This window comes from Enterobacter cloacae complex sp. GF14B (assembly GCF_004136805.1).
GTDB classification, from domain to species: domain Bacteria; phylum Pseudomonadota; class Gammaproteobacteria; order Enterobacterales; family Enterobacteriaceae; genus Enterobacter; species Enterobacter hormaechei_C.
Window position 1 is genome coordinate 15,364 of record NZ_QFRV01000019.1, and the last position, 21,331, is coordinate 36,694.

Genomic DNA, 21,331 nt, shown 5'->3' on the forward strand with positions numbered 1-21,331 from the left:
TTTGTCATTGTTATTACGGATCAATAATACGCAATCGTAAATAAACTCGTTTAACTGAAACGTAAACGGATTTTCCGGGCATTGATGGAATAAAGCGATGCCGCGCTGAAATACCTCTCGACAATTACCCTTTTCAACTCATCATGCCTGACTTGCGCCCATGGCGACCCTGCTGGTAAAAGACGTGTAGTGAAGCCCCTGTTTCGGTGAGATTAATGAAAAAGCTGTTTGTGCAGTTTTACCTTCTGCTGTTTGTCTGCTTTCTGGTGATGACCATGCTGGTCGGGCTGGTCTACAAATTCACCGCAGAGCGCGCGGGCAGACAATCCCTCGACGATCTGATGAAAAGCTCGCTCTACCTGATGCGTAGCGAGTTGCGAGAAATACCACCTCATGACTGGGCGCGCACGTTAAAAGAGCTGGATCTGAATCTGTCGTTTGATCTGCGTATCGAACCCATGAAGGATTTTGACTTAGCGCCGCCTGCGATGCAGCGTCTGCGCGATGGAGACATCGTCGCGCTGGACGAGAAATATACCTTCATTCAGCGTATTCCGCGCAGCCATTATGTCCTGGCCGTCGGGCCGGTGCCCTATCTCTATTACCTGCACCAGATGCGCCTGCTGGATCTCGCCCTGCTGGGCTTTATTGCCATCTCGCTCGCTTTCCCTGTATTCATCTGGATGCGACCGCACTGGCAGGACATGCTGAAACTGGAATCCGCCGCACAGCGTTTTGGGGAGGGTCATTTAACTGAACGCATACATTTCGACAGTGGTTCCAGTTTTGACCGGCTCGGTATTGCCTTTAACCAGATGGCCGATAACATCAACGCCCTGATTGCCAGCAAGAAGCAGCTGATCGATGGCATTGCGCATGAACTGCGCACTCCGCTGGTACGCCTGCGTTATCGCCTGGAGATGAGCGAGAACCTCACCGGGGCGGAATCGCAGGCGCTCAATCGGGATATTGGCCAGCTTGAAGCGCTAATTGAAGAGCTGCTGACCTATGCCCGCCTCGATCGGCCTCAGACGGAGTTGCACCTCAGTACACCGGATCTCCCCGTCTGGCTACAGACGCATATTAACGATGTGCAGAGCGTTAACCCTCAGCGAAAACTGCTGACAGCCATTACCCCCGGCGCGTACGGCGCACTGGACATGCGCCTGATGGAACGCGTGCTGGATAATCTGATGAACAACGCCATGCGCTACAGCGAAACGACGCTGCGCATAGGTTTAGATTTGCAGGGAAGCCAGGCGATTCTGTGTGTGGAAGACGATGGCCCCGGCATTGAGCCGGCGGAGCGTGAAAAAGTTTTTGAGCCGTTTGTGCGCCTCGATCCCAGCCGCGACAGGGCTACCGGCGGCTGTGGTCTGGGGCTGGCTATTGTCCGTTCTATTGCCCAGGCGATGGGCGGTTCGGTTCGCTGCGAAGCGAGCGAGCTGGGTGGGGCCCGGTTCGTCTTTAGCTGGCCGATCTATCACAACATTCCCCTTCCCGTACCTGCCTGACCTAAACCGCACGCTGGCCTGACCCGGCGTGTTGTGCTATATCAATAGTATGTTGTAACTAATTAAGGGCTGCCATGACAACTTACGATCTCATCGAAAGGCTTAACACCACATTTCGGGAAATAGAGCAGGCGTTACTGACCCTCACGGGGCAACTTCAGGACTGCCGCCTGCTGGCCGCCCGCGTCTTTTCCCTGCCCGAGGTGGCAAAAGGCGCAGAGCACGACCCGCTGAACACCATTGAGGTGACGCAGCATGTTGGCAAGGCGGCGCTGGAAATGACGTTGCAGCACTATCGTCGCCTTTTCATCCAGCAGCAGTCCGAAAATCGCAGCAGTAAGGCCGCCGTTCGCCTGCCCGGCGTCATCTGCCTGCAAACGGATGCCGCAACGCGTGAAGGAATTGAGGCGCAGATTACGCATATCAATACGCTGAAAGCCGCCTTTGAGAAGATTGTAACCGTTGAGTCCGGGCTGGCACCGGCTGCCCGTTTTGAATGGGTGCATCGCCAGCTTCCGGGGCTGATCACCCTGAATGCCTACCGCACGCTGACGGTACTGCGCCATCCCGCCACGCTGCGCTTCGGCTGGGCCAACAAGCACATCATTAAAAATTTCGCGCGGGACGAGATCCTGGCGCAGCTGGAAAAAAGCCTGAAATCGCCGCGAACGGTCGCCCCGTGGTCGCGGGAACAGTGGATTGAACGGCTGGAGCAGGAGTACCACAGCATTGCCTCCCTGCCAGCTGATACCCGTCTTAAAATAAAGCGTCCGGTGAAGGTGCAGCCTATCGCCCGTGTCTGGTATGCCGGTCAACAAAAGCAGGTGCAATACGCCTGCCCGACGCCGCTGATTGCGCTCTATGATGCCGATCAGGGTGCGGTGGTGCCGGATATCGGGGAACTGCTGAACTACGATGCTGAAAACGTTCAGCATCGATATAAACCCCAGGCGCAGCCGCTACAGCTGATTATTCCGCGGCTGCACCTGTATGTGGCGCAGTGATTATCTGAGGCTGCCCACCATCGCTTCCGGTCGGACCCAGGCATCAAACTCGGCGTCCGTCAGGTAGCCCAGCGCCAGCGCAGAGGCTTTCAGGGTAAGCCCCTCTTTGTGCGCTTTTTTAGCGATTTCGGCCGCTTTGTCATAACCAATATGGGTGTTCAGCGCCGTTACCAGCATCAGAGACTCATTCAGCAGCTGGCTGATTCGCTCGCGATTAGGCTCAATGCCCACCGCGCAGTGCTCGTTAAAGCTCTCCATGCCATCGGCCAGCAGACGAATCGATTGCAGTACGTTGTGGATCACCATCGGTCGATAGACGTTAAGCTCGAAGTTACCCGACGCGCCGCCCATGTTAACCGCCACGTCATTACCCATCACCTGACAGCACAGCATGGTCATGGCTTCGCACTGGGTCGGGTTCACTTTGCCCGGCATAATGGAGCTGCCCGGCTCGTTTTCCGGAATGCTGATTTCGCCGATGCCGCAGCGCGGGCCGGAGGCCAGCCAGCGCACGTCGTTGGCGATTTTCATCAGCGAGGCCGCCAGCCCTTTCAGCGCGCCATGGGTATGCACCAGGGCATCACAGGTCGCCAGCGCTTCGAATTTATTCGGAGCGGTAACAAACGGCTGCCCGGTAATCTTCGCCAGCTCTTCGGCCACGCGCACCGCGTACTCGGGATGGGTGTTTAACCCAGTGCCCACCGCCGTTCCGCCGAGCGCCAGCTCCGCCAGATGCGGCAGGCTGTTGTCGATATGCTTAAGGTTGTGCTCCAGCATCGCCACCCAGCCGGAGATCTCCTGGCCGAGCGTCAGCGGCGTGGCGTCCTGAAGGTGCGTACGACCAATTTTAACAATGTCGCGGAAGGCCTGCGCTTTCTCGTTAAGCGTAGATTTAAGCACGTTGAGCTGCGGGATAAGCTGCTCGCGGATTGCGATGACGGCCGCCACGTGCATGGCCGTCGGAAACACGTCGTTGGAACTCTGGCTTTTGTTCACGTCATCGTTCGGGTGGATCTTGCGCTCCATGCCGCGTAGGCCGCCAAGCAACTCGCTTGCGCGGTTCGCCAGCACCTCGTTCATGTTCATGTTGCTCTGGGTGCCTGAGCCGGTCTGCCAGATGGCAAGGGGGAATTCGTCGGGATGTTTGCCCGCCAGCACTTCGTCGGCGGCATTGATGATGGCGGTGGCTTTTTCGGCATCCAGCAGGCCCAGATCCTGATTGACTTTGGCGGCAGCGCGTTTGGTCAACGCCAGCGCCTGGATTAGCGAGACGGGCATTTTCTCTGTCGAAATGCGGAAATGCTCCAGCGAACGCTGGGTTTGTGCGCCCCATAGCTTGTCGGCCGGGACGTCGATGGCGCCCATGGAGTCTTTCTCGCGGCGATGCATTGTCATTACTTACTCCTTGATAACAAAGATGGGATTGCTCACATGCTTAAGAGATAAGTATTGATGACTTCTGAGAAACGTTATGGCGCTTTGTGCGCTCTTTTTGATGTCGGGTGGCGGTTGCGCCTTACCCGACCTACGAGTATGTAGGCCGGTTAAGCGTCAGCGCCACCCGGCAATTTACAGAATTACTTCACACACGCCGAACACTGGGAAGACTGGATCTGTTTGAAGAAGTCGTTACCTTTGTCATCCACGAGGATGAACGCCGGGAAGTCTTCCACTTCAATTTTCCAGATCGCTTCCATACCCAGTTCCGGGTACTCCACGCACTCAAGGCTCTTGATACTGCCCTGCGCCAGCACCGCCGCCGGGCCACCGATGCTACCGAGGTAGAAGCCGCCGTGCTTGTGGCACGCGTCCGTCACCTGCTGGCTGCGGTTGCCTTTCGCCAGCATGATCATGCTGCCGCCGTTGGCCTGCAACTGGTCGACGTAGGAGTCCATACGGCCCGCCGTGGTTGGGCCTAACGAGCCGGAAGCATATCCATCAGGCGTTTTTGCCGGACCTGCGTAGTAGATCGGGTGATCTTTAATGTACTGCGGCAGCCCTTCGCCGTTGTCCAGGCGCTCTTTCAGCTTCGCATGGGCGATGTCGCGGCCCACGATAATCGTCCCGTTCAGGGAAAGGCGCGTCGAGACCGGATACTGCGAAAGCTGCGCCAGAATCTCTTTCATCGGACGATTCAGGTCCACGCGAACCGCTTCCCCCTCGCCCGCTTTACGCAGTTCTTCAGGGATGTATTTGCCCGGGTTGTTCTCCAGCTTCTCGATCCAGATGCCGTCGCGGTTGATCTTCGCTTTGATGTTACGGTCCGCTGAACAGGAAACGCCCATCCCCACCGGACAGGAAGCACCGTGGCGCGGCAGGCGGATCACGCGAATGTCATGCGCGAAGTATTTACCGCCAAACTGCGCGCCCAGCCCCAGGTTCTGCGCTTCGGCCAGCAGTTCCTGCTCAAGCTGCACGTCGCGGAACGCCTGACCATGTTCGTTACCTTCCGTTGGCAGGCCATCGTAGTATTTGGTTGAGGCCAGCTTAACGGTTTTCAGGGTGCTTTCGGCAGACGTACCGCCAATCACAAATGCGATATGGTACGGCGGGCAGGCCGCGGTGCCGAGGGTACGCATCTTCTCGACCAGGTAGTTCTTCAGCTTGCCCGGGGTAAGCAGCGCTTTGGTTTCCTGGTAAAGATAGGTTTTGTTGGCTGAACCGCCGCCTTTGGCGATGCAGAGGAATTTGTACTCGTCACCGTCGACGCTGTAGAGGTCAATCTGCGCAGGCAGGTTAGTGCCGGTGTTCACCTCTTTGTACATATCCAGCGCCGCGTTTTGCGAATAGCGCAGGTTGTCTTCGGTGTAGGTATTGTAAACGCCGCGCGCCAGCGCCGCTTCGTCACCGCCGCCGGTCCAGACGCGCTGGCCTTTTTTACCGGTGATAATCGCCGTGCCGGTGTCCTGGCAGGTCGGCAGAATGCCTTTCGCCGCGATATCAGAGTTACGCAGGAATTGCAGGGCAACGTACTTATCGTTCTCGCTGGCTTCCGGGTCGCTCAGGATATCAGCAACCTGCTGCTGATGCGCCGGACGGAGCATAAAGGAAGCATCATGGAAGGCTTGCTGCGCCAGCAACGTCAGCGCCTGCGGGTCAACTTTGAGGATCTCCTGCCCTTCAAACTCAGAGACAGTAACGTAATCGCGGGTTAACAGATAATACTCGGTCTGATCCTGACTGAGCGGGAAAGGATCCTGATAATGGAAGGGTTTATTCGACATTGTTCTCTCACTTACTGCTTCGGTCTGTTTATTCAGGGCAGATGTTCCGCTGCCCGGCTTAAAAGCGAGTCAGCTTATCCTACACAATTTTTTAACAAAAACTGAGACTAGTACGACTTTTTACATCCGCAGGTTACTTCCATTCGGTTTATTGCTTTAATACGCGGAGTTAATTCCACATATGAATCAGGGCTTGATAATGCAAAAACTCATCAACTCAGTGCAAAACTACGCCTGGGGAAGTAAAACTGCGTTAACGGATCTCTACGGTATCGCCAACCCGGACAACCTGCCGATGGCAGAGCTGTGGATGGGCGCGCACCCGAAGAGCAGCTCAAAAATTGAAGATGCCAGCGGTCAGGTTCGCAGCCTGCGTGACGTCATCGACGCCGACAAAGCCGCACTGCTCGGCGATAAAGTGGCGAATCGTTTTGGTGAGCTGCCGTTTCTGTTCAAGGTATTGTGCGCCGACCAGCCGCTCTCCATTCAGGTTCACCCGAACAAAAAAGCCTCTGAGCTGGGCTTTGCCAAAGAAAATGCCGCCGGTATTCCGTTAGACGCCGCAGAGCGTAACTACAAAGATCCTAACCACAAGCCGGAACTGGTTTTCGCCCTCACCCCTTTTCTGGCGATGAATGCCTTCCGCGAGTTTTCCGAGATCATCTCCCTGCTGCAACCGGTCGCCGGGGCTCACAACGCGATCGCCCACTTCCTGGAAAACCCGAACGCAGAAACCTTGAGCGAGCTGTTTGCCAGCCTGCTGAATATGCAGGCCGAGGAAAAATCCCACGCGCTGGCGGTGCTGAAAGCCGCGCTGAACAGCCAGCAGGGTGAGCCATGGGACACCATTCGCGTAATTTCCGCGTTTTATCCGGACGACAGCGGCCTCTTCTCTCCGCTGCTGCTGAACGTGGTGAAGCTCAACCCGGGCGAAGCGATGTTCCTGTTCGCTGAAACCCCGCACGCCTACCTCAACGGCGTGGCACTGGAGGTGATGGCTAACTCCGATAACGTACTGCGCGCGGGCCTGACGCCAAAATACATCGATATCCCTGAGCTGGTTGCCAACGTGAAGTTTGTGGCGAAACCTGCTGCGGAGCTGCTTACTCAGCCGGTGAAAAACGGCGCAGAGCTGGACTTCCCGATTCCGGTTGACGATTTTGCCTTCTCCCTGCACGACCTCAGCGCAGACGAAACCGCCATTGCACAGGAGAGCGCCGCGATCCTGTTCTGTGTGGAAGGCGAAGCGACGTTGCACAAAGATAGCGAGCGTCTGGTGCTCAAACCGGGTGAATCCGCCTTTGTCGCAGCAAACGAGTCGCCTGTCCGGGTGAGCGGCACCGGTCGCCTGGCGCGTGTTTTTAATAAGCTTTAGGGACTTACTGAATTTTTTAACAACTCTTGCTAAGCTAGTAACAGGCGTTGTAACACCAGGCGGTTTTAACCGCCTGGTTTCATTTTAGGGATAATCGCAATGAAAAAATCGGTCGTAGCGGTAGGAGTGATTGTTGCTTTAGGCGTGATCTGGACGGGTGCTTCCTGGTATACCGGGAAACAGCTGGAAAGCCGTCTGGCAGAGATGATGACGCAGGCAAACAGCGAGATTAAGCGCAGCGCGCCTGAAGCAGGTCTGGAGCTGAGCTATCAGAACTACCAGCGTGGCGTGTTTACCAGCCATATGCAGGTGGTGGTGAAGCCGGTTGCGGGTAATCAGAACGCCTGGCTGAAACCGGGCCAGAGCGTGGTGCTGGATGAAGTGGTCAGCCACGGTCCGTTCCCGCTGGCGCAGTTGAAAAAGTTTAACCTGATCCCCTCTATGGCATCCGCCAGAACCGTACTGGTGAATAACGAGGTGACGAAGCCGATTTTCGATATGGCGAAAAATGAGTCGCCGTTTGAGATCAATACCCGCATCAGCTATGCCGGTGATACGCATTCCGACATCGACCTGAAAGCCCTGAATTACGAACAAGGCACCGATAAAGTCGCCTTCAGCGGCGGTAATTTCCAGCTTGATGCCGATCGCGACGGCAAGAATGTCTCCCTGACCGGCGATGCCGCCAGCGGCCTGGTGAATTCAGTCAATGAATATAACCAGAAGGTGCAGCTTACCTTCAACAACCTGAAAGCCAGCGGCAATAGCCGTATGACTGATTTTGATGAGCGTATCGGCGACCAGAAACTGAGCCTCGATAAGATCGCCATTGCGATCGAAGGCAAAGAGATGGCGGTGCTTGAAGGCATGGATCTGGACGGTAAGTCTGACGTGTCCAAAGACGGTAAAAGCATCAACACCCAGCTGGATTACAGCCTGAAAAGCCTGAAAGTACAGAATCAGGATCTGGGTACCGGTAAGTTGTCTCTGAAAATCGGCAACATTGACGGCCAGGCGTGGCACGAATTCAGTCAGAAATACAGTAAAGAGAGCCAGGCTCTGCTGACCGATGCCGCCCTGCAACAGAACCCACAGGCTTATCAGCAGCAGGCGATGACGGTGCTGTTTAATAACCTGCCGATCCTGCTGAAGGGCGAGCCGGTGATTACCGTTGCGCCCCTGAGCTGGAAAAACGGCAAAGGCGAAACCAACTTCAACCTGTCGCTGTTCCTGAAGGATCCGGCAGCCACGACCGGCGAGCCGCAGACCCTGGCGCAGGAAGTTGACCGCAGCGTGAAATCGCTCGACAGCAAGCTGACCATCCCGATGGATATGGCAACCGAGTTCATGACGCAGATTGCGAAACTCGAAGGGTATGGTGAAGAAGATGCAGGTAAACTGGCAAACCAACAGGTGAAAGGCCTGGCGGCGATGGGCCAGATGTTCCGCATCACGAAGGTGGAAGACAACACCATTTCCACCAGCCTGCAATATGCTAATGGCCAGGTGACGCTCAACGGCGACAAAATGCCGCTGGAAGAGTTTGTCGGTATGTTTGGTATGCCGACGCTGGGCATGCCTGAACCGGCCGAACCGGCTGCGCCGCCGGCAGTACCGCAGCAGTAAACGAAAAACCCCTCGCATGAGGGGTTTTTTATTGCCGGGTGGCGCTGACGCTTACCCGGCCTCCGATCCTGAGCCGTTGTAGGCCCGTGCAAGCAAAGCGTTTACTTCACCGTCACTAAGCGCGCAGCCACAATCTGATGCCCGGCCTGCACGTCCGTATTTTCAATGCGCTGCATAATTCGTTCTGCCAGGGTGTACCCCATTTCACGAGCCGGCGTCGTCGCCCAGACGATGGGGAGATCGTCTAACGCATTTTCACCGACATCTGCAAACGCCCCCAGCGCCACCTGATGGCCGAAGAACGTTTCTACCCCGCCCTCACCGCTCTGGCGTCCGGCGCGGATCAAGCCGAACCACGCCCCCATCGCAATAACGTCGTTATAGCAAATCACCGCGCTGATCGTCGGGCTGTTGCGAAGCAGCGTGCCGATGGCTTCCGCGGCTTTTTTCTGGCTGGATTCACACTCCACCACCCATTCGCTGTGAAACGGCAGGCCATATTTGATGAGCGTGGAACAGTAACCGCCCACCCGCTCGGCACGCGTCAGGGACGAGCTTTTACCGCCGAGCCAGGCGATGCGCTGATGGCCGCGATGAATAAGATGCTCGGTCAGCATTTGCGCGGCCTGCATGTTATCTGGCCGAAGGGTATCGGCTTCGTCGAGATAGCTGGCGCGCGACGCAAACACCAGCGGTACGCCTTTCTGCGCCGCGCGCTCACACAATTCACTGCCCACGCCGGACGCGCCGGCCACGATTACCCCATCCACCCCTTGTGTCAGCAGCAAATCCAGCCTGGAGAGCAGTTGCTCCGGTTCGCGCCCACCGTGGAGCAGGAAAACCATTCGCCCCTGCGCTTCAAGCGCCTCGGTAAGCCCGGCGGTCAGTTCTGCATAAAACGGCGACGCGAGGTCGCGAACAATCAGCCCTATCACCCCGCTTTGCCCACCGCGCAGCGCCGACGCCTGGCGATTACGCACAAAGCCCAACTGCTCAACGGCCTCGTTGACGCGCTGACCCGTTGCAGGAGAGATGCGCCCCTTCCCGCTTAATACCAGCGAAACGGTGCTGACGGAAACCCCCGCCGCCAGCGCGACATCGTTGATGGTGATCTTTTTCGCTACAGCCATGTGGTGGCGTGACTCCTTGATAATGAGATCGCTAAAACGTTTTATCAATACGTTATCTTTATACTACCAGTAAAAGCCTGAGAATGTGATTTAGCGCGCACTAAAGTTTGATAAAACGTTTTATCTTCTCGCCCCATCGAGGTCGTTAAATCTCTTTCTACCCTTTAAGGAGTCGTTTTATGACGACGAAAGCAGCACAAAAAATATCACTGTGGGAGTTTTTCCAGCAACTGGGTAAAACCTTTATGCTGCCCGTGGCGCTTCTCTCTTTTTGCGGGATTATGCTGGGGATCGGCAGCTCGTTAAGCAGTCATGACGTCATTACCCTGATCCCTTTCCTGGGAAATCCGGTACTTCAGGCGATCTTCATCTGGATGAGCAAGGTCGGATCGTTTGCCTTTAGCTTCCTGCCGGTAATGTTCTGTATCGCCATTCCTCTGGGTCTGGCGCGCGAAAACAAAGGCGTGGCGGCGTTTGCGGGCTTCGTTGGCTATGCGGTCATGAACCTTGCGGTTAACTTCTGGCTGACCGCCAAAGGGATCCTGCCGACGACCGACGCGGCGGTACTGAAAGCCAATAACATTCAGAGCGTGATTGGTATTCAGTCCATCGATACCGGGATCCTTGGAGCCGTGATCGCGGGGGTGATTATCTGGATGCTGCACGAGCGCTTCCACAACATCCGCCTGCCCGATGCGCTGGCCTTCTTCGGCGGGACCCGCTTTGTGCCAATCATTACGCTGGTTGTGATGGGTCTGTTTGGTCTGATCATCCCTCTGATTTGGCCGATTTTTGCCATGGGGATCACCGGGATTGGCCGCATTATCAACGGCGCGGGTGATTTCGGCCCGATGATTTTCGGTACGGGTGAACGTCTGCTGCTACCGTTTGGTTTACAGCACATCCTGGTTGCCCTGATCCGCTTTACGGAAGCAGGCGGCACCATGGACGTTTGCGGTCATTCCGTTAGCGGCGCGCTGACCATCTTCCAGGCCCAGCTGAGCTGCCCGACCACTCACGGCTTCTCTGAAAGTGCGACGCGTTTCCTTTCTCAGGGTAAAATGCCTGCCTTCCTCGGCGGCCTGCCGGGTGCTGCGCTGGCGATGTACCACTGTGCCCGTCCGGAAAATCGTCATAAAATTAAAGGTCTGCTGATCTCCGGCGTTATTGCCTGCGTGGTGGGCGGTACGACAGAACCTATCGAGTTCCTGTTCCTGTTCGTGGCACCGGTACTGTACCTCATCCACGCCGTACTGACGGGCCTGGGCTTTACCGTGATGGCTGTGCTCGGTGTGACCATCGGTAACACCGACGGTAACGTGATTGACTTCGTGGTATTCGGTATCCTGCACGGCCTGTCCACCAAGTGGTATCTGGTGCCGGTTGTGGCCGCCATCTGGTTCGCGGTTTACTACGGGATCTTCCGCTTCGCCATCACCCGCTTCAACCTGAAAACGCCTGGCCGCGATACCGATACGGCCACCAGCGTTGAACAGGCGGTGGCCGGTACCGTTGGGAAATCCGGATATAACACGCCGGCTATTCTGGCGGCGCTGGGCGGTGCGGATAATATTACTTCTCTGGATAACTGCATCACCCGCCTGCGTTTGTCGGTGGCAGACATGTCCAAAGTGGATACCAACGCACTTAAAGCTAACCGGGCTATTGGGGTGGTACAGTTAAATCAACACAATTTGCAGGTCGTCATTGGCCCGCAGGTACAGTCAGTGAAGGATGAGCTGGCAACCCTGATGCGAACCGTCGAAGCCTGATGCCTCGCCCCCCCTCGTCATGAGGGGGTTTTACTTTACGGAGCACCGTCATGTTTGATTTTTCAACCGTCGTGGATCGACACGGCACCTGGTGTACCCAGTGGGATTATGTCGCTGACCGTTTTGGCGCTGCCGACCTGCTGCCCTTCACCATCTCTGATATGGATTTCGCCACCGCCCCCTGCATTACCGATGCGCTGCACCAGCGAATAAACCACGGGGTGTTTGGTTACAGTCGCTGGAAAAATGACGAATTTCTGGCCGCCGTGGCGCACTGGTTCCGGCAACGCTTTAACAGTCAGATTGATACCGAAACCGTGGTGTATGGGCCGTCGGTCATTTATATGGTCTCGGAGCTGATCCGCCTCTGGTCCTCGCCTGGCGACGGCGTGGTGGTCCATACTCCGGCTTACGATGCCTTTTATAAAGCCATCGAAGGCAACCAGCGTACCGTTGTTTCCGTGCCGATGCAGAAAACAGCGCATGGCTGGGAGGGGGATATGGCCTCGCTGGAAGCGGCGCTATCAAAACCGGAAAACAAGGTGTTGCTGCTGTGTAGCCCGCAAAACCCGACCGGAAAAGTCTGGACTCGGGAGGCGCTGACCACAATGGCGGCCCTGTGTGAACGTTATGACGTAGCGGTGATCAGCGACGAAATTCATATGGACATGGTATGGGGCACGCATCGTCATACCCCGTGGAATGAGGTTGCGCGCGGTAAATGGGCGCTGCTGACCTCGGGTTCCAAAAGCTTCAACATTCCGGCGCTGACGGGCGCCTGGGGGCTTATCGCCGATGACGCCAGCCGTAACGCCTATCTGAATGCATTAAAAGGTCGGGACGGACTCTCTTCCCCTTCCGTGCTGGCGCTGACCGCGCATATTGCTGCTTACCGACAGGGCGAACCCTGGCTGGACGCGCTGCGGACCTATCTCGAAGAGAATCTGCGGTATGTTGCTCGCGAATTAAACAGTGCTTTTCCGGCACTCAGCTGGCAACCACCTGAGGCTACCTATCTCGCCTGGATCGACCTCAGCCCGCTCGGTATTGACGACAATACGCTGCAAAAGGTGCTTATTGAGCAGCAAAAAGTGGCCATCATGCCGGGATATACCTATGGAGCCGAAGGGAAAGGCTACGTTCGTCTGAACGCGGGTTGCCCCCGTAGTAAGCTTGAACAGGGCGTTCAGCGCCTTATCGCTGGCATCAACACTCTGCTGTAAATCATTTGCGCAACGGAATATTCCCTTGCGCAAATAGCTTTTTACCCCGTTTTGTTTTTATAATATGGCGCACTTTAACCAGCAAAGAGTGCGACCATGATTGATACACGCCTGCCTTTAACTGATATTCACCGCCACCTCGACGGAAACATTCGTGCCCAAACCATTCTCGATCTTGGTCGCCAGTTCAATTTAACCCTCCCTGCCGAAACGCTTGAAACCCTGATCCCTCATGTTCAGGTCACGTCGAACGAACCGGATCTGGTGAGCTTTCTGAGCAAGCTCGACTGGGGCGTGAAGATGCTGGCCTCGGTCGATGCCTGTCGCCGTGTCGCCTTTGAAAACATCGAAGATGCCGCGCGCAACGGCCTGCACTATGTCGAACTGCGTTTCTCCCCGGGCTATATGGCGATGACCCACAATCTCCCCGTAGCGGGCGTGGTTGAAGCGGTCATTGAAGGCGTGCGTGAAGGCTGCAAAACCTTTGACGTTCAGGCGCGTTTGATCGGCATTATGAGCCGTACCTTCGGTGAAGCGGCCTGTCTTCAGGAGCTGGAAGCATTACTGGCGCATCGCGACCAGATCACCGCCATCGACCTGGCCGGTGACGAGCTGGGCTTCCCGGGCAGCCTGTTCCTGTCTCATTTCAACCGCGCACGTGATGCAGGATGGCATATTACCGTTCATGCAGGCGAAGCCGCGGGGCCGGAAAGCATCTGGCAGGCCATTCGTGAACTGGGTGCGGAACGTATTGGTCACGGCGTGAAAGCCATTGAAGATCGCGCGCTGATGGATTTCCTCGCCGAACAACGTATTGGAATCGAATCCTGCCTGACCTCCAATATTCAGACCAGTACAGTGGCATCGCTGGCGCAACACCCGCTGAAAACCTTCCTTGAACACGGGGTGCTGGCTTCACTGAACACGGACGATCCGGCGGTTCAGGGCGTGGATATTATTCACGAATACAACATCGCCGCGCCGCAGGCCGGGCTGAGCCGCGAGCAGATCCGTCAGGCGCAAATCAACGGGCTGGAGATCGCCTTCCTGACGCCTGAAGAGAAACAGGCGCTGCGCGATAAAGTTGCTCAGTAGTCCTCTTTACTGCCGGGTGGCGCTGCGCTTACCCGGCCTACGAAAGCGTTTGGCACTTATGCCAGACAGAGCGTTGCGCGATGTTTGGCAGATTCGATCCCCAGCTCAATGAGCTCCATAATCTGGATTGCCTGGCTTGCGGGAACCGGATTTTCACCTGAACCGTTCAGCGCGTCACGAATGGCGGCGTAATACGCCGGATAGTTCCCCGGCAGGGTCAATACCGTCTCTTCAACCAGCGCCTCACCCTCCGCACGCGTCACCACCCCGTCGCGCATGTCGTAGCCCCAGTCCTCCTGCGGTAAGCGTTCGCCATTTTTGAGGCGCTCTTCCTGCGGATCCTGGCCGAACTTCACATAGCTGCCGCGCGCCCCATGAATGATATAGCGGGCCGATTCCGCCGCCGCAAGCATTGTCCCGTGCAGCACAATGCGCCGCTGCGGATAACTCAAAATGGCATGGAAATAGTCGGTGGTCTGCGCCCCCGGCCTGAGCTGCGCTAAATCGACCGTCATGCTTACGGGCAGACCAAACAGATGAACGGCCTGATCGAGAAGATGCGGCGCTAAGTCATACCAGATGCCGCTGCCCGGTCCCGCCTGCTCGCGCCAGCGATCTCGCACCTGCGGACGATAACGATCGAAGTGCGACTCAAAAAAGGCAATTTCGCCGAGCGTGCCTTCGTTGAGCAGCGCTTTGACCGTCAGGAAATCGCTGTCCCAGCGCCGGTTGTGAAAGACCGATAATAACCGACCCAGACTTCGCGCCAGCGCATCCAGCTCGCGCGCCTGTGACAACGTCACGGTGAAGGGCTTATCGACAACAACATGTTTGCCTGCCTCCAGCGCCGCTTTCGCCAGGGGGAAATGAGTGTCGTTAGGGGTAGGAATGACAATAAGGTCAATATTAGGATCGTTAAACAGATGCTTAGGCTCCGTTACCACCGGCACAGCTGGCCAGTCGGCGCGGACCTTAGTCTCATCGCTGCTTGTGATGGCCGCCAGTTCCATTCCCGGCGTGCCGGCAACCAGCGGTGCATGAAAGGTTTTGCTTGCGTACCCGTAGCCAATAAGACCGACGCGGATGTTTTCACTCATCGTTTGCCCCCTCGCTGTGCGCTTATTTATCACTGGCCTTGTGCTTAACGCACACATTAATAATGTGCCCTGTGAGTTAAAATAGCATCTCACGACAGCGTTTTTTGTTACCTCGCATTAAAGTGCGCATAGGGGGCCGGGGAATCGTTCCCAAAGCGCTTGCTCTGAAGAAAAGGGCGCTGTAACATTTGTAATCTGTATTTATGGATAAATTACAAACACAAATTATGACGTCAATAATTAATCGAATCATTGAATTAGCGGGATGGATTGTCCTTGGGGTTTCAGTCGTGTTGCTCGGCATTGCCAGCCATATCGATAACTACCAGCCGCCGGAGCCTGTGACTGTCGCACAACAAAAGTAAGCCGTGTCGTCATAAAGCGTGACACATTACGTCATGGAACATATTGCCAGCCGTAATGAACGGGGTTACCCTTCTCTTTCAGGCATCTCCTGATGCCTGATTCTTCGCAAAGAAAACTCCTAATTTCGTCGCGTTACCCGAGTGGACAGTTTACGTCTTTATTAATCCGTTTATTATTCGAACGCATTACCTTTATGGGTATTACCCTTTTATATGGAAACTTATTAATATGACAGTTCAGGACTATTTATTAAAATTTCGCAAGATCAATTCCCTTGAAAGCCTGGAAAAACTGTTTGACCATCTGAACTACACGCTGTCGGATAATCAGGACATCATCAATATGTACCGCGCTGCTGACCATCGTCGCGCCGAACTGGTCTCTGGCGGTCGTCTGTTCAATGTGGGGGAAGTGCCTAAATCCGTATGGCGTTACGTTGTATAAGAAAGTAGCCTTCGGCGTGAAATGTTATATACTCTCCGCCCTGCAAATTTCTGTATAACATTTCGCGCAGACTATGGGAGAGCGTATGACCGCATTGCCTGGAGAGAGAATTGGGGGCTGGTTAATCGCCCCGCTGGCATGGCTGCTGGTGGCATTACTAAGCGCTTCACTGGCGCTGTTGCTTTACACCACCGCACTGGTTACGCCTCATGCTATCCAGACACTGATGTCCCAGAGTGCGCTCAATATTGCGACGTGGTTTGTGTCGTTCGTTTTCGCGATCGCGATGTGGTACTACACGCTGTGGCTGACTATCGCCTTCTTCAAACGCCGCAAAAGCGTGCCAAAGCATTACATTATCTGGCTGCTGGTCTCCGTGCTGCTGGCTGTCAAAGCGTTCGCTTTCTCGCCTGTGTCTGACGCGCTGGCGGTTCGCCAGTTACTGTTTCCGCTACTGGCGACGGCGCTTCTGGTCCCTTATTTCAAGCGTTCGACGCGCGTTAAGAAGACCTTTGTCAACCCGTAATAACCTTACAGTTAACCTGTTGTGGCCTGTTGTCGTTTATCCGATAATAGGCGGCTATTTTATTTCAGGCTAAATAATGACCGATTACTTACTGCTCTTTGTCGGAACTGTGCTGGTGAATAACTTCGTACTGGTGAAGTTCCTTGGCCTGTGCCCGTTTATGGGCGTCTCCAAAAAGCTGGAGACGGCAATGGGCATGGGGCTGGCAACCACCTTCGTGATGACGATGGCCTCCATTTGCGCATGGCTGATTGATACCTGGATCCTAATCCCGCTCGACATGCTCTACCTGCGCACTTTGGCCTTTATTCTGGTCATTGCGGTCGTGGTGCAATTTACCGAAATGGTGGTGCGGAAAACCAGCCCTGCCCTGTATCGCCTGTTGGGTATTTTTCTGCCCCTCATCACCACTAACTGTGCGGTGCTGGGCGTGGCGCTACTGAATATCAACCTTGGGCATAATTTCCTGCAATCGGCGCTGTATGGTTTTTCCGCCGCGGTCGGTTTTTCTTTTGTTATGGTCCTGTTCGCCTCGATTCGCGAGCGTCTGGCCGCGGCGGATATTCCCGCGCCGTTTCGCGGTAACGCCATCGCTCTGGTGACCGCAGGTTTAATGTCTCTGGCCTTTATGGGCTTTAGTGGTCTGGTGAAGTTGTAATGAGTGCTATCTGGATTGCCATCGCGTCCATCAGCGTGCTGGGACTCGTCTTTGGCATCATTCTGGGTTACGCCTCCCGCCGGTTTGCGGTGGAGGACGATCCGGTGGTTGAAAAAATTGATGAACTTTTACCCCAGAGCCAGTGCGGGCAGTGCGGCTACCCTGGCTGCCGCCCTTACGCTGAGGCGGTGGGCGTGCAGGGAGAAAAGATCAACCGCTGCGCGCCGGGTGGCGAAGCGGTCATGCTTAAAATAGCTGCCCTGCTGAACGTCGATCCCCAGCCTGTCGACTGCGATGAACAGGCCCAGGAGCCTGTTCGTGCCCTTGCTGTTATCGACGAAGCCAACTGCATTGGCTGCACAAAATGTATTCAGGCGTGTCCTGTTGACGCCATTGTGGGCGCAACGCGCGCGATGCATACCGTTGTGGCGGATCTGTGCACCGGCTGTAATCTCTGCGTGGCGCCCTGCCCGACGCAGTGTATAGAACTGCGCCCGGTTGAAACGACTACCGAAAACTGGAAGTGGGACCTTCAGACCATTCCGGTTCGCAATATTCCTGTGGAACAACATGCTTAAGTTATTTTCTGCCTTCAGAAAAGAGAAGATCTGGGATTTCGACGGCGGCATTCATCCGCCTGAGATGAAATCGCAGTCTAACGGCACGCCGCTGCGCCAGATCCCGCTGGCGACCCGTTACGTTATGCCCCTGAAACAGCATATCGGCGCGGAAGGCGAATTGTGCGTGAAAGAAGGCGATAGCGTTCTTCGCGGCCAGCCGCTGACCTTTGGTCGCGGACGGATGTTGCCGATACATGCCCCGACTTCCGGTAAGGTGGTGGCTGTTGCCCCCCATACCGTTGCCCATCCGTCGGCGTTGTCTGAGCTGAGCGTGATCATTGAAGCCGATGGTGAAGACCGCTGGATCGAGCGTGACGGCTGGAGCGACTACCGTTCCCACAGCCGTGAAGCGCTGATTGAACGCATTCATCAGTTCGGCGTGGCGGGTCTGGGGGGCGCAGGCTTCCCGACCGGCGCTAAGCTTCATGGCGGCGGCGATAAAATCGAAACGCTGATCATCAATGCCGCCGAGTGCGAACCGTACATCACCGCCGATGACCGTCTGATGCAGGACTGTGCCGCGCAGGTGGTGGAAGGTATTCGCATTCTTGCGCATATCCTGCAACCCCGCGAAGTGCTGATCGGTATTGAGGACAATAAACCGCAGGCCATTTCGATGCTGCGTGCGGTTCTGGCGGACAGCCATGATATCGCCCTGCGCGTGATCCCGACCAAATATCCGTCCGGCGGGGCAAAACAGCTGACGCAGATCCTGACCGGCAAACAGGTCCCCCACGGAGGCCGTTCGTCCGACATCGGCGTGCTGATGCAAAACGTGGGGACCGCCTACGCGGTGAAACGTGCGGTGATTGACGGCGAGCCATTGACCGAGCGCGTCGTCACACTGACCGGCGAGTCCGTCTCCCGTCCCGGCAACATCTGGGCGCGTCTGGGTACGCCGGTGCGTCATCTGCTGGAACAGGCTGGCTTCTGCCCGGGTAGCGATCAACTGGTCATTATGGGCGGCCCGCTGATGGGCTTTACCCTGCCGTGGCTTGATGTGCCGGTGGTGAAGATTACCAACTGCCTGCTCGCCCCTTCCCTGACGGAGATGGGCGAAACGCAGGAAGAGAAAGGTTGCATACGCTGTAGCGCCTGTGCGGACGCATGCCCGGCAGATTTACTGCCGCAGCAGTTGTACTGGTACAGCAAAGGCCAGCTGCACGATAAAGCCCAGGCGCATAACCTGGCTGACTGTATTGAATGCGGTGCCTGCGCCTGGGTCTGCCCAAGCAATATTCCGCTGGTGCAGTATTTCCGTCAGGAGAAAGCTGAAATCTACGCCATCTCCATGGAAGAAAAACGTGCCGCTGAAGCGAAGGCCCGCTTTGAAGCGCGCCAGGCGCGACTGGAGCGCGAGAAACAAGCCCGTCAGGAACGCCATAAGCAGGCTGCCGTGCAGCCTGCGGCGAAAGATCAGGATGCCATTAACGCAGCCCTGGCCCGCGTACGCGAGAAGAAAGCCACCGCCGCCCAGACGGTTGTGATCGCTCCGGGAGAAAAACCGGACAACAGCGAAGCGATTGCAGTCCGCGAAGCGCGGAAAGCCGAAGCACGCGCGCGTCAGGCGGAGAAAGCGCAAAACGCCAAACCGGAAGCCGACATCGACCCGCGTAAAGCGGCGGTGGAAGCGGCTATTGCCAGGGCAAAAGCCCGCAAAGCCGGTCAGCAGACAGTGGTGGTTGAACAGGAAGCGACGGATCCGCGCAAGGCGGCCGTTGAAGCCGCTATCGCCCGCGCCAAAGCACGTAAAGCGGCACAGCTACAACCTGCCGAAGAGAGTGAAGCCCCTGTCGATCCGCGTAAAGCCGCCGTTGAAGCGGCCATCGCCCGTGCCAAAGCACGAAAAGCGGCACAGCAGGACGAACTGCCTGCGGCCGCTAATGACGATCCACGCAAAGCCGCAGTCGCCGCCGCGATTGCGCGCGTTCAGGCAAAGAAAGCCGCGCAGCAAGCCGTTAACGAGGATTAAATGGTTTTCAGAATTGCAAGTTCCCCTTATACCCATAACCAGCGCCAGACATCGCGTATTATGATGCTGGTGTGCCTGGCCGCGCTGCCAGGTATTGCCGTACAGTGTTGGTTTTTCGGCTGGGGTACGCTTTTCCAGTTAGTTCTGGGTTGCGCCAGTGCCGTCGCAGCGGAAGCCGCGATCCTGAAGCTGCGCAAAATGGAGGTGACTCGCATCCTGAGCGATAACTCCGCCCTGTTGACCGGCCTGTTGCTGGCCATCAGCATTCCCCCGTTCGCCCCGTGGTGGATGGTGGTATTGGGAACGGTGTTTGCGGTGATCATCGCCAAGCAGCTGTACGGCGGGCTGGGCCATAACCCGTTTAACCCGGCGATGATTGGCTACGTAGTACTGCTGATCTCCTTCCCGGTACAGATGACCAGCTGGCTGCCGCCGCATGAGATCGCCGCCACGGTGCCCGGCTTTATGGATGCCCTGCACGTTATCTTTACCGGCCACACCGCGCTGGGCGCAGATATGAACGCGCTTCGCATGGGCGTGGACGGCATCAGTCAGGCCACTCCGCTCGATACCTTCAAAACCTCCCTGCGTGCCGGACAAAGCGTGGAGCAGGTGATGAAATCGTCTATTTACAGCGGCGTACTGGCAGGTGCTGGCTGGCAGTGGGTCAATCTGGCCTACCTGTTGGGTGGCGCGTTCCTGCTGCAACAGAAGGCGATCCGCTGGCATATTCCGGTGAGCTTCCTGGTGACGCTGGCCGTCTGCTCGACGCTCGGCTGGGTTATCTCACCTGAGTCACTGGCCAGCCCGCAGCTCCATCTGCTCTCCGGCGCGACCATGCTCGGGGCATTCTTTATTCTGACCGATCCGGTCACCGCCTCTACCACCAACCGTGGTCGTCTGATTTTCGGCGCGCTGGCAGGCTTGCTGGTCTGGCTTATTCGCAGCTTTGGCGGCTATCCGGACGGCGTGGCATTTGCCGTGCTGCTGGCTAACATCACCGTTCCGCTCATCGACTACTACACGCGTCCACGCGTGTACGGTCATCGCTAAGGGTCGCGCCATGCTAAAGACAATGCAAAAACACGGCGTCACGCTGGCGATCTTCGCCGCCGCCCTCACCGGGCTGACCGCGCTGGTAAATGAACTGACGAAAACCACCATTGCAGAGCAGGCAATGAAGCAGCAAAAAGCGCTGTTCGATCAGGTGATCCCATCCGATCTCTACGATAATGACCTGCAAAAAAGCTGCTTTGTCGTGCAGGCTCCGCAGCTTGGTAAAGGACCCCATCGCGTTTATATTGCCCGCAAGGGCGATAACCCCGTGGGCGCCGTCATGGAAGCCACCGCGCCGGACGGTTACTCCGGTGCGATTCAGCTGCTGGTGGGCAGCGATTTTTCCGGCACCGTACTGGGTACGCGCGTGACGGAACATCACGAAACGCCGGGCCTTGGCGACAAAATTGAAACACGCTTAAGCGACTGGATCTTACACTTCGCCGGAAAGGTGATTCATGGCGAGGACGATCCTGCTTTCGCGGTGAAAAAAGATGGCGGCGAATTTGACCAGTTCACGGGCGCCACGATTACCCCGCGCGCGGTGGTCAACGCCGTAAAGCGCGCCGGGCTGTATGCCGAAACGCTGCCCGCGCAGATCAATCATCTTTCCACCTGTGAGGAGTGAC

The 21,331-nt window shown here is 56.4% G+C and carries 19 protein-coding genes; 15 read left to right on the forward strand and 4 right to left on the reverse strand.

Features of this window, described 5'->3' with window-relative positions; translation table 11 throughout:
* The first annotated feature begins 215 nt into the window (after positions 1–215).
* Both rstB and tus read left to right on the forward strand, forming a co-directional pair.
* Entirely contained in the window at positions 216–1,514 is a 1,299-nt protein-coding gene (rstB, locus tag DD606_RS08915) for a two-component system sensor histidine kinase RstB (protein ID WP_003857557.1), read from the forward strand.
* Between the two features lie 74 nt (positions 1,515–1,588).
* Positions 1,589–2,518, forward strand: a complete 930-nt coding sequence (gene tus, locus DD606_RS08920; RefSeq protein WP_023314048.1) for a DNA replication terminus site-binding protein — start codon at positions 1,589–1,591, stop codon at positions 2,516–2,518.
* On the opposite strand, the gene fumC is transcribed toward tus, so the two are convergent.
* Both fumC and fumA read right to left on the reverse strand, forming a co-directional pair.
* A complete protein-coding gene (gene fumC / locus DD606_RS08925; protein ID WP_129258534.1) occupies positions 2,519–3,913 on the reverse strand; it encodes a class II fumarate hydratase in 1,395 nt (464 codons plus the stop codon).
* Between the two features lie 182 nt (positions 3,914–4,095).
* A complete protein-coding gene (gene fumA / locus DD606_RS08930; protein ID WP_023314046.1) occupies positions 4,096–5,742 on the reverse strand; it encodes a class I fumarate hydratase FumA in 1,647 nt (548 codons plus the stop codon).
* 199 nt (positions 5,743–5,941) lie between these two features.
* Between fumA and manA the strand changes: the two genes are divergently transcribed.
* Positions 5,942–7,117: a mannose-6-phosphate isomerase gene (manA, locus tag DD606_RS08935; RefSeq protein ID WP_129258536.1), complete on the forward strand. Its 1,176-nt coding sequence runs from the start codon at positions 5,942–5,944 to the stop codon at positions 7,115–7,117.
* A gap of 99 nt (positions 7,118–7,216) precedes the next feature.
* Positions 7,217–8,743, forward strand: coding sequence for a YdgA family protein (locus DD606_RS08940; protein ID WP_023324553.1), 1,527 nt, complete (start codon positions 7,217–7,219; stop codon positions 8,741–8,743).
* Positions 8,744–8,844: 101 nt separating this feature from the next.
* On the opposite strand, the gene DD606_RS08945 is transcribed toward DD606_RS08940, so the two are convergent.
* On the reverse strand, positions 8,845–9,873 hold the full coding sequence (locus tag DD606_RS08945; protein WP_003857568.1) for a Mal regulon transcriptional regulator MalI: 1,029 nt from the start codon (positions 9,871–9,873) through the stop codon (positions 8,845–8,847).
* Between the two features lie 179 nt (positions 9,874–10,052).
* Between DD606_RS08945 and malX the strand changes: the two genes are divergently transcribed.
* The 3 genes from malX to add all read left to right on the forward strand — a co-directional run bounded on the left by malX (position 10,053) and on the right by add (position 13,963).
* A complete protein-coding gene (gene malX / locus DD606_RS08950; protein WP_023324552.1) occupies positions 10,053–11,645 on the forward strand; it encodes a maltose/glucose-specific PTS transporter subunit IIBC in 1,593 nt (530 codons plus the stop codon).
* Between the two features lie 50 nt (positions 11,646–11,695).
* Positions 11,696–12,868, forward strand: a complete 1,173-nt coding sequence (locus DD606_RS08955) for a MalY/PatB family protein (RefSeq protein WP_129258538.1) — start codon at positions 11,696–11,698, stop codon at positions 12,866–12,868.
* Between the two features lie 96 nt (positions 12,869–12,964).
* Positions 12,965–13,963, forward strand: coding sequence for an adenosine deaminase (gene add, locus DD606_RS08960; RefSeq protein ID WP_015570661.1), 999 nt, complete (start codon positions 12,965–12,967; stop codon positions 13,961–13,963).
* Between the two features lie 56 nt (positions 13,964–14,019).
* On the opposite strand, the gene DD606_RS08965 is transcribed toward add, so the two are convergent.
* Entirely contained in the window at positions 14,020–15,060 is a 1,041-nt protein-coding gene (locus tag DD606_RS08965) for an oxidoreductase (protein ID WP_047653378.1), read from the reverse strand.
* A gap of 239 nt (positions 15,061–15,299) precedes the next feature.
* On the opposite strand from DD606_RS08965, the gene blr reads away from it, so the two are divergent.
* The 8 genes from blr (at position 15,300) to rsxG (ending at position 21,330) form a co-directional block, all read left to right on the forward strand.
* Positions 15,300–15,425, forward strand: a complete 126-nt coding sequence (gene blr / locus DD606_RS08970) for a division septum protein Blr (protein ID WP_151884424.1) — start codon at positions 15,300–15,302, stop codon at positions 15,423–15,425.
* Between the two features lie 229 nt (positions 15,426–15,654).
* Positions 15,655–15,870: a transcription modulator YdgT gene (gene ydgT / locus DD606_RS08975; protein WP_000217941.1), complete on the forward strand. Its 216-nt coding sequence runs from the start codon at positions 15,655–15,657 to the stop codon at positions 15,868–15,870.
* A gap of 85 nt (positions 15,871–15,955) precedes the next feature.
* Positions 15,956–16,396, forward strand: a complete 441-nt coding sequence (locus DD606_RS08980) for a DUF2569 domain-containing protein (RefSeq protein ID WP_015570663.1) — start codon at positions 15,956–15,958, stop codon at positions 16,394–16,396.
* Positions 16,397–16,472: 76 nt separating this feature from the next.
* Positions 16,473–17,054 (forward strand): electron transport complex subunit RsxA, encoded by a 582-nt coding sequence (gene rsxA / locus DD606_RS08985; protein WP_003857582.1) that lies wholly within the window; start codon positions 16,473–16,475, stop codon positions 17,052–17,054.
* Positions 17,054–17,632, forward strand: a complete 579-nt coding sequence (gene rsxB, locus DD606_RS08990; protein WP_129258540.1) for an electron transport complex subunit RsxB — start codon at positions 17,054–17,056, stop codon at positions 17,630–17,632. The genes rsxA and rsxB overlap by 1 nt, the downstream gene beginning before the upstream one ends.
* Positions 17,625–19,646 carry an electron transport complex subunit RsxC gene (rsxC, locus tag DD606_RS08995; protein WP_129258542.1) on the forward strand — a complete coding sequence of 674 codons (2,022 nt, stop codon included), beginning with the start codon at positions 17,625–17,627 and terminating at the stop codon, positions 19,644–19,646. The genes rsxB and rsxC overlap by 8 nt, the downstream gene beginning before the upstream one ends.
* A complete protein-coding gene (gene rsxD / locus DD606_RS09000; protein WP_003857588.1) occupies positions 19,647–20,699 on the forward strand; it encodes an electron transport complex subunit RsxD in 1,053 nt (350 codons plus the stop codon).
* 10 nt (positions 20,700–20,709) lie between these two features.
* Positions 20,710–21,330 carry an electron transport complex subunit RsxG gene (rsxG, locus tag DD606_RS09005; protein WP_129258544.1) on the forward strand — a complete coding sequence of 207 codons (621 nt, stop codon included), beginning with the start codon at positions 20,710–20,712 and terminating at the stop codon, positions 21,328–21,330.
* Position 21,331 lies beyond the last annotated feature (1 nt).

Coding starts and splice junctions, on each gene's coding strand:
- rstB (WP_003857557.1), top strand. CDS start 216: ATGAAAAAGCTGTTTGTGCAGTTTTACCTTCTGCTGTTTGTCTGCTTT.
- tus (WP_023314048.1), top strand. CDS start 1,589: ATGACAACTTACGATCTCATCGAAAGGCTTAACACCACATTTCGGGAA.
- fumC (WP_129258534.1), bottom strand. CDS start 3,913: ATGACAATGCATCGCCGCGAGAAAGACTCCATGGGCGCCATCGACGTC.
- fumA (WP_023314046.1), bottom strand. CDS start 5,742: ATGTCGAATAAACCCTTCCATTATCAGGATCCTTTCCCGCTCAGTCAG.
- manA (WP_129258536.1), top strand. CDS start 5,942: ATGCAAAAACTCATCAACTCAGTGCAAAACTACGCCTGGGGAAGTAAA.
- DD606_RS08940 (WP_023324553.1), top strand. CDS start 7,217: ATGAAAAAATCGGTCGTAGCGGTAGGAGTGATTGTTGCTTTAGGCGTG.
- DD606_RS08945 (WP_003857568.1), bottom strand. CDS start 9,873: ATGGCTGTAGCGAAAAAGATCACCATCAACGATGTCGCGCTGGCGGCG.
- malX (WP_023324552.1), top strand. CDS start 10,053: ATGACGACGAAAGCAGCACAAAAAATATCACTGTGGGAGTTTTTCCAG.
- DD606_RS08955 (WP_129258538.1), top strand. CDS start 11,696: ATGTTTGATTTTTCAACCGTCGTGGATCGACACGGCACCTGGTGTACC.
- add (WP_015570661.1), top strand. CDS start 12,965: ATGATTGATACACGCCTGCCTTTAACTGATATTCACCGCCACCTCGAC.
- DD606_RS08965 (WP_047653378.1), bottom strand. CDS start 15,060: ATGAGTGAAAACATCCGCGTCGGTCTTATTGGCTACGGGTACGCAAGC.
- ydgT (WP_000217941.1), top strand. CDS start 15,655: ATGACAGTTCAGGACTATTTATTAAAATTTCGCAAGATCAATTCCCTT.
- DD606_RS08980 (WP_015570663.1), top strand. CDS start 15,956: ATGACCGCATTGCCTGGAGAGAGAATTGGGGGCTGGTTAATCGCCCCG.
- rsxA (WP_003857582.1), top strand. CDS start 16,473: ATGACCGATTACTTACTGCTCTTTGTCGGAACTGTGCTGGTGAATAAC.
- rsxB (WP_129258540.1), top strand. CDS start 17,054: ATGAGTGCTATCTGGATTGCCATCGCGTCCATCAGCGTGCTGGGACTC.
- rsxC (WP_129258542.1), top strand. CDS start 17,625: ATGCTTAAGTTATTTTCTGCCTTCAGAAAAGAGAAGATCTGGGATTTC.
- rsxD (WP_003857588.1), top strand. CDS start 19,647: ATGGTTTTCAGAATTGCAAGTTCCCCTTATACCCATAACCAGCGCCAG.
- rsxG (WP_129258544.1), top strand. CDS start 20,710: ATGCTAAAGACAATGCAAAAACACGGCGTCACGCTGGCGATCTTCGCC.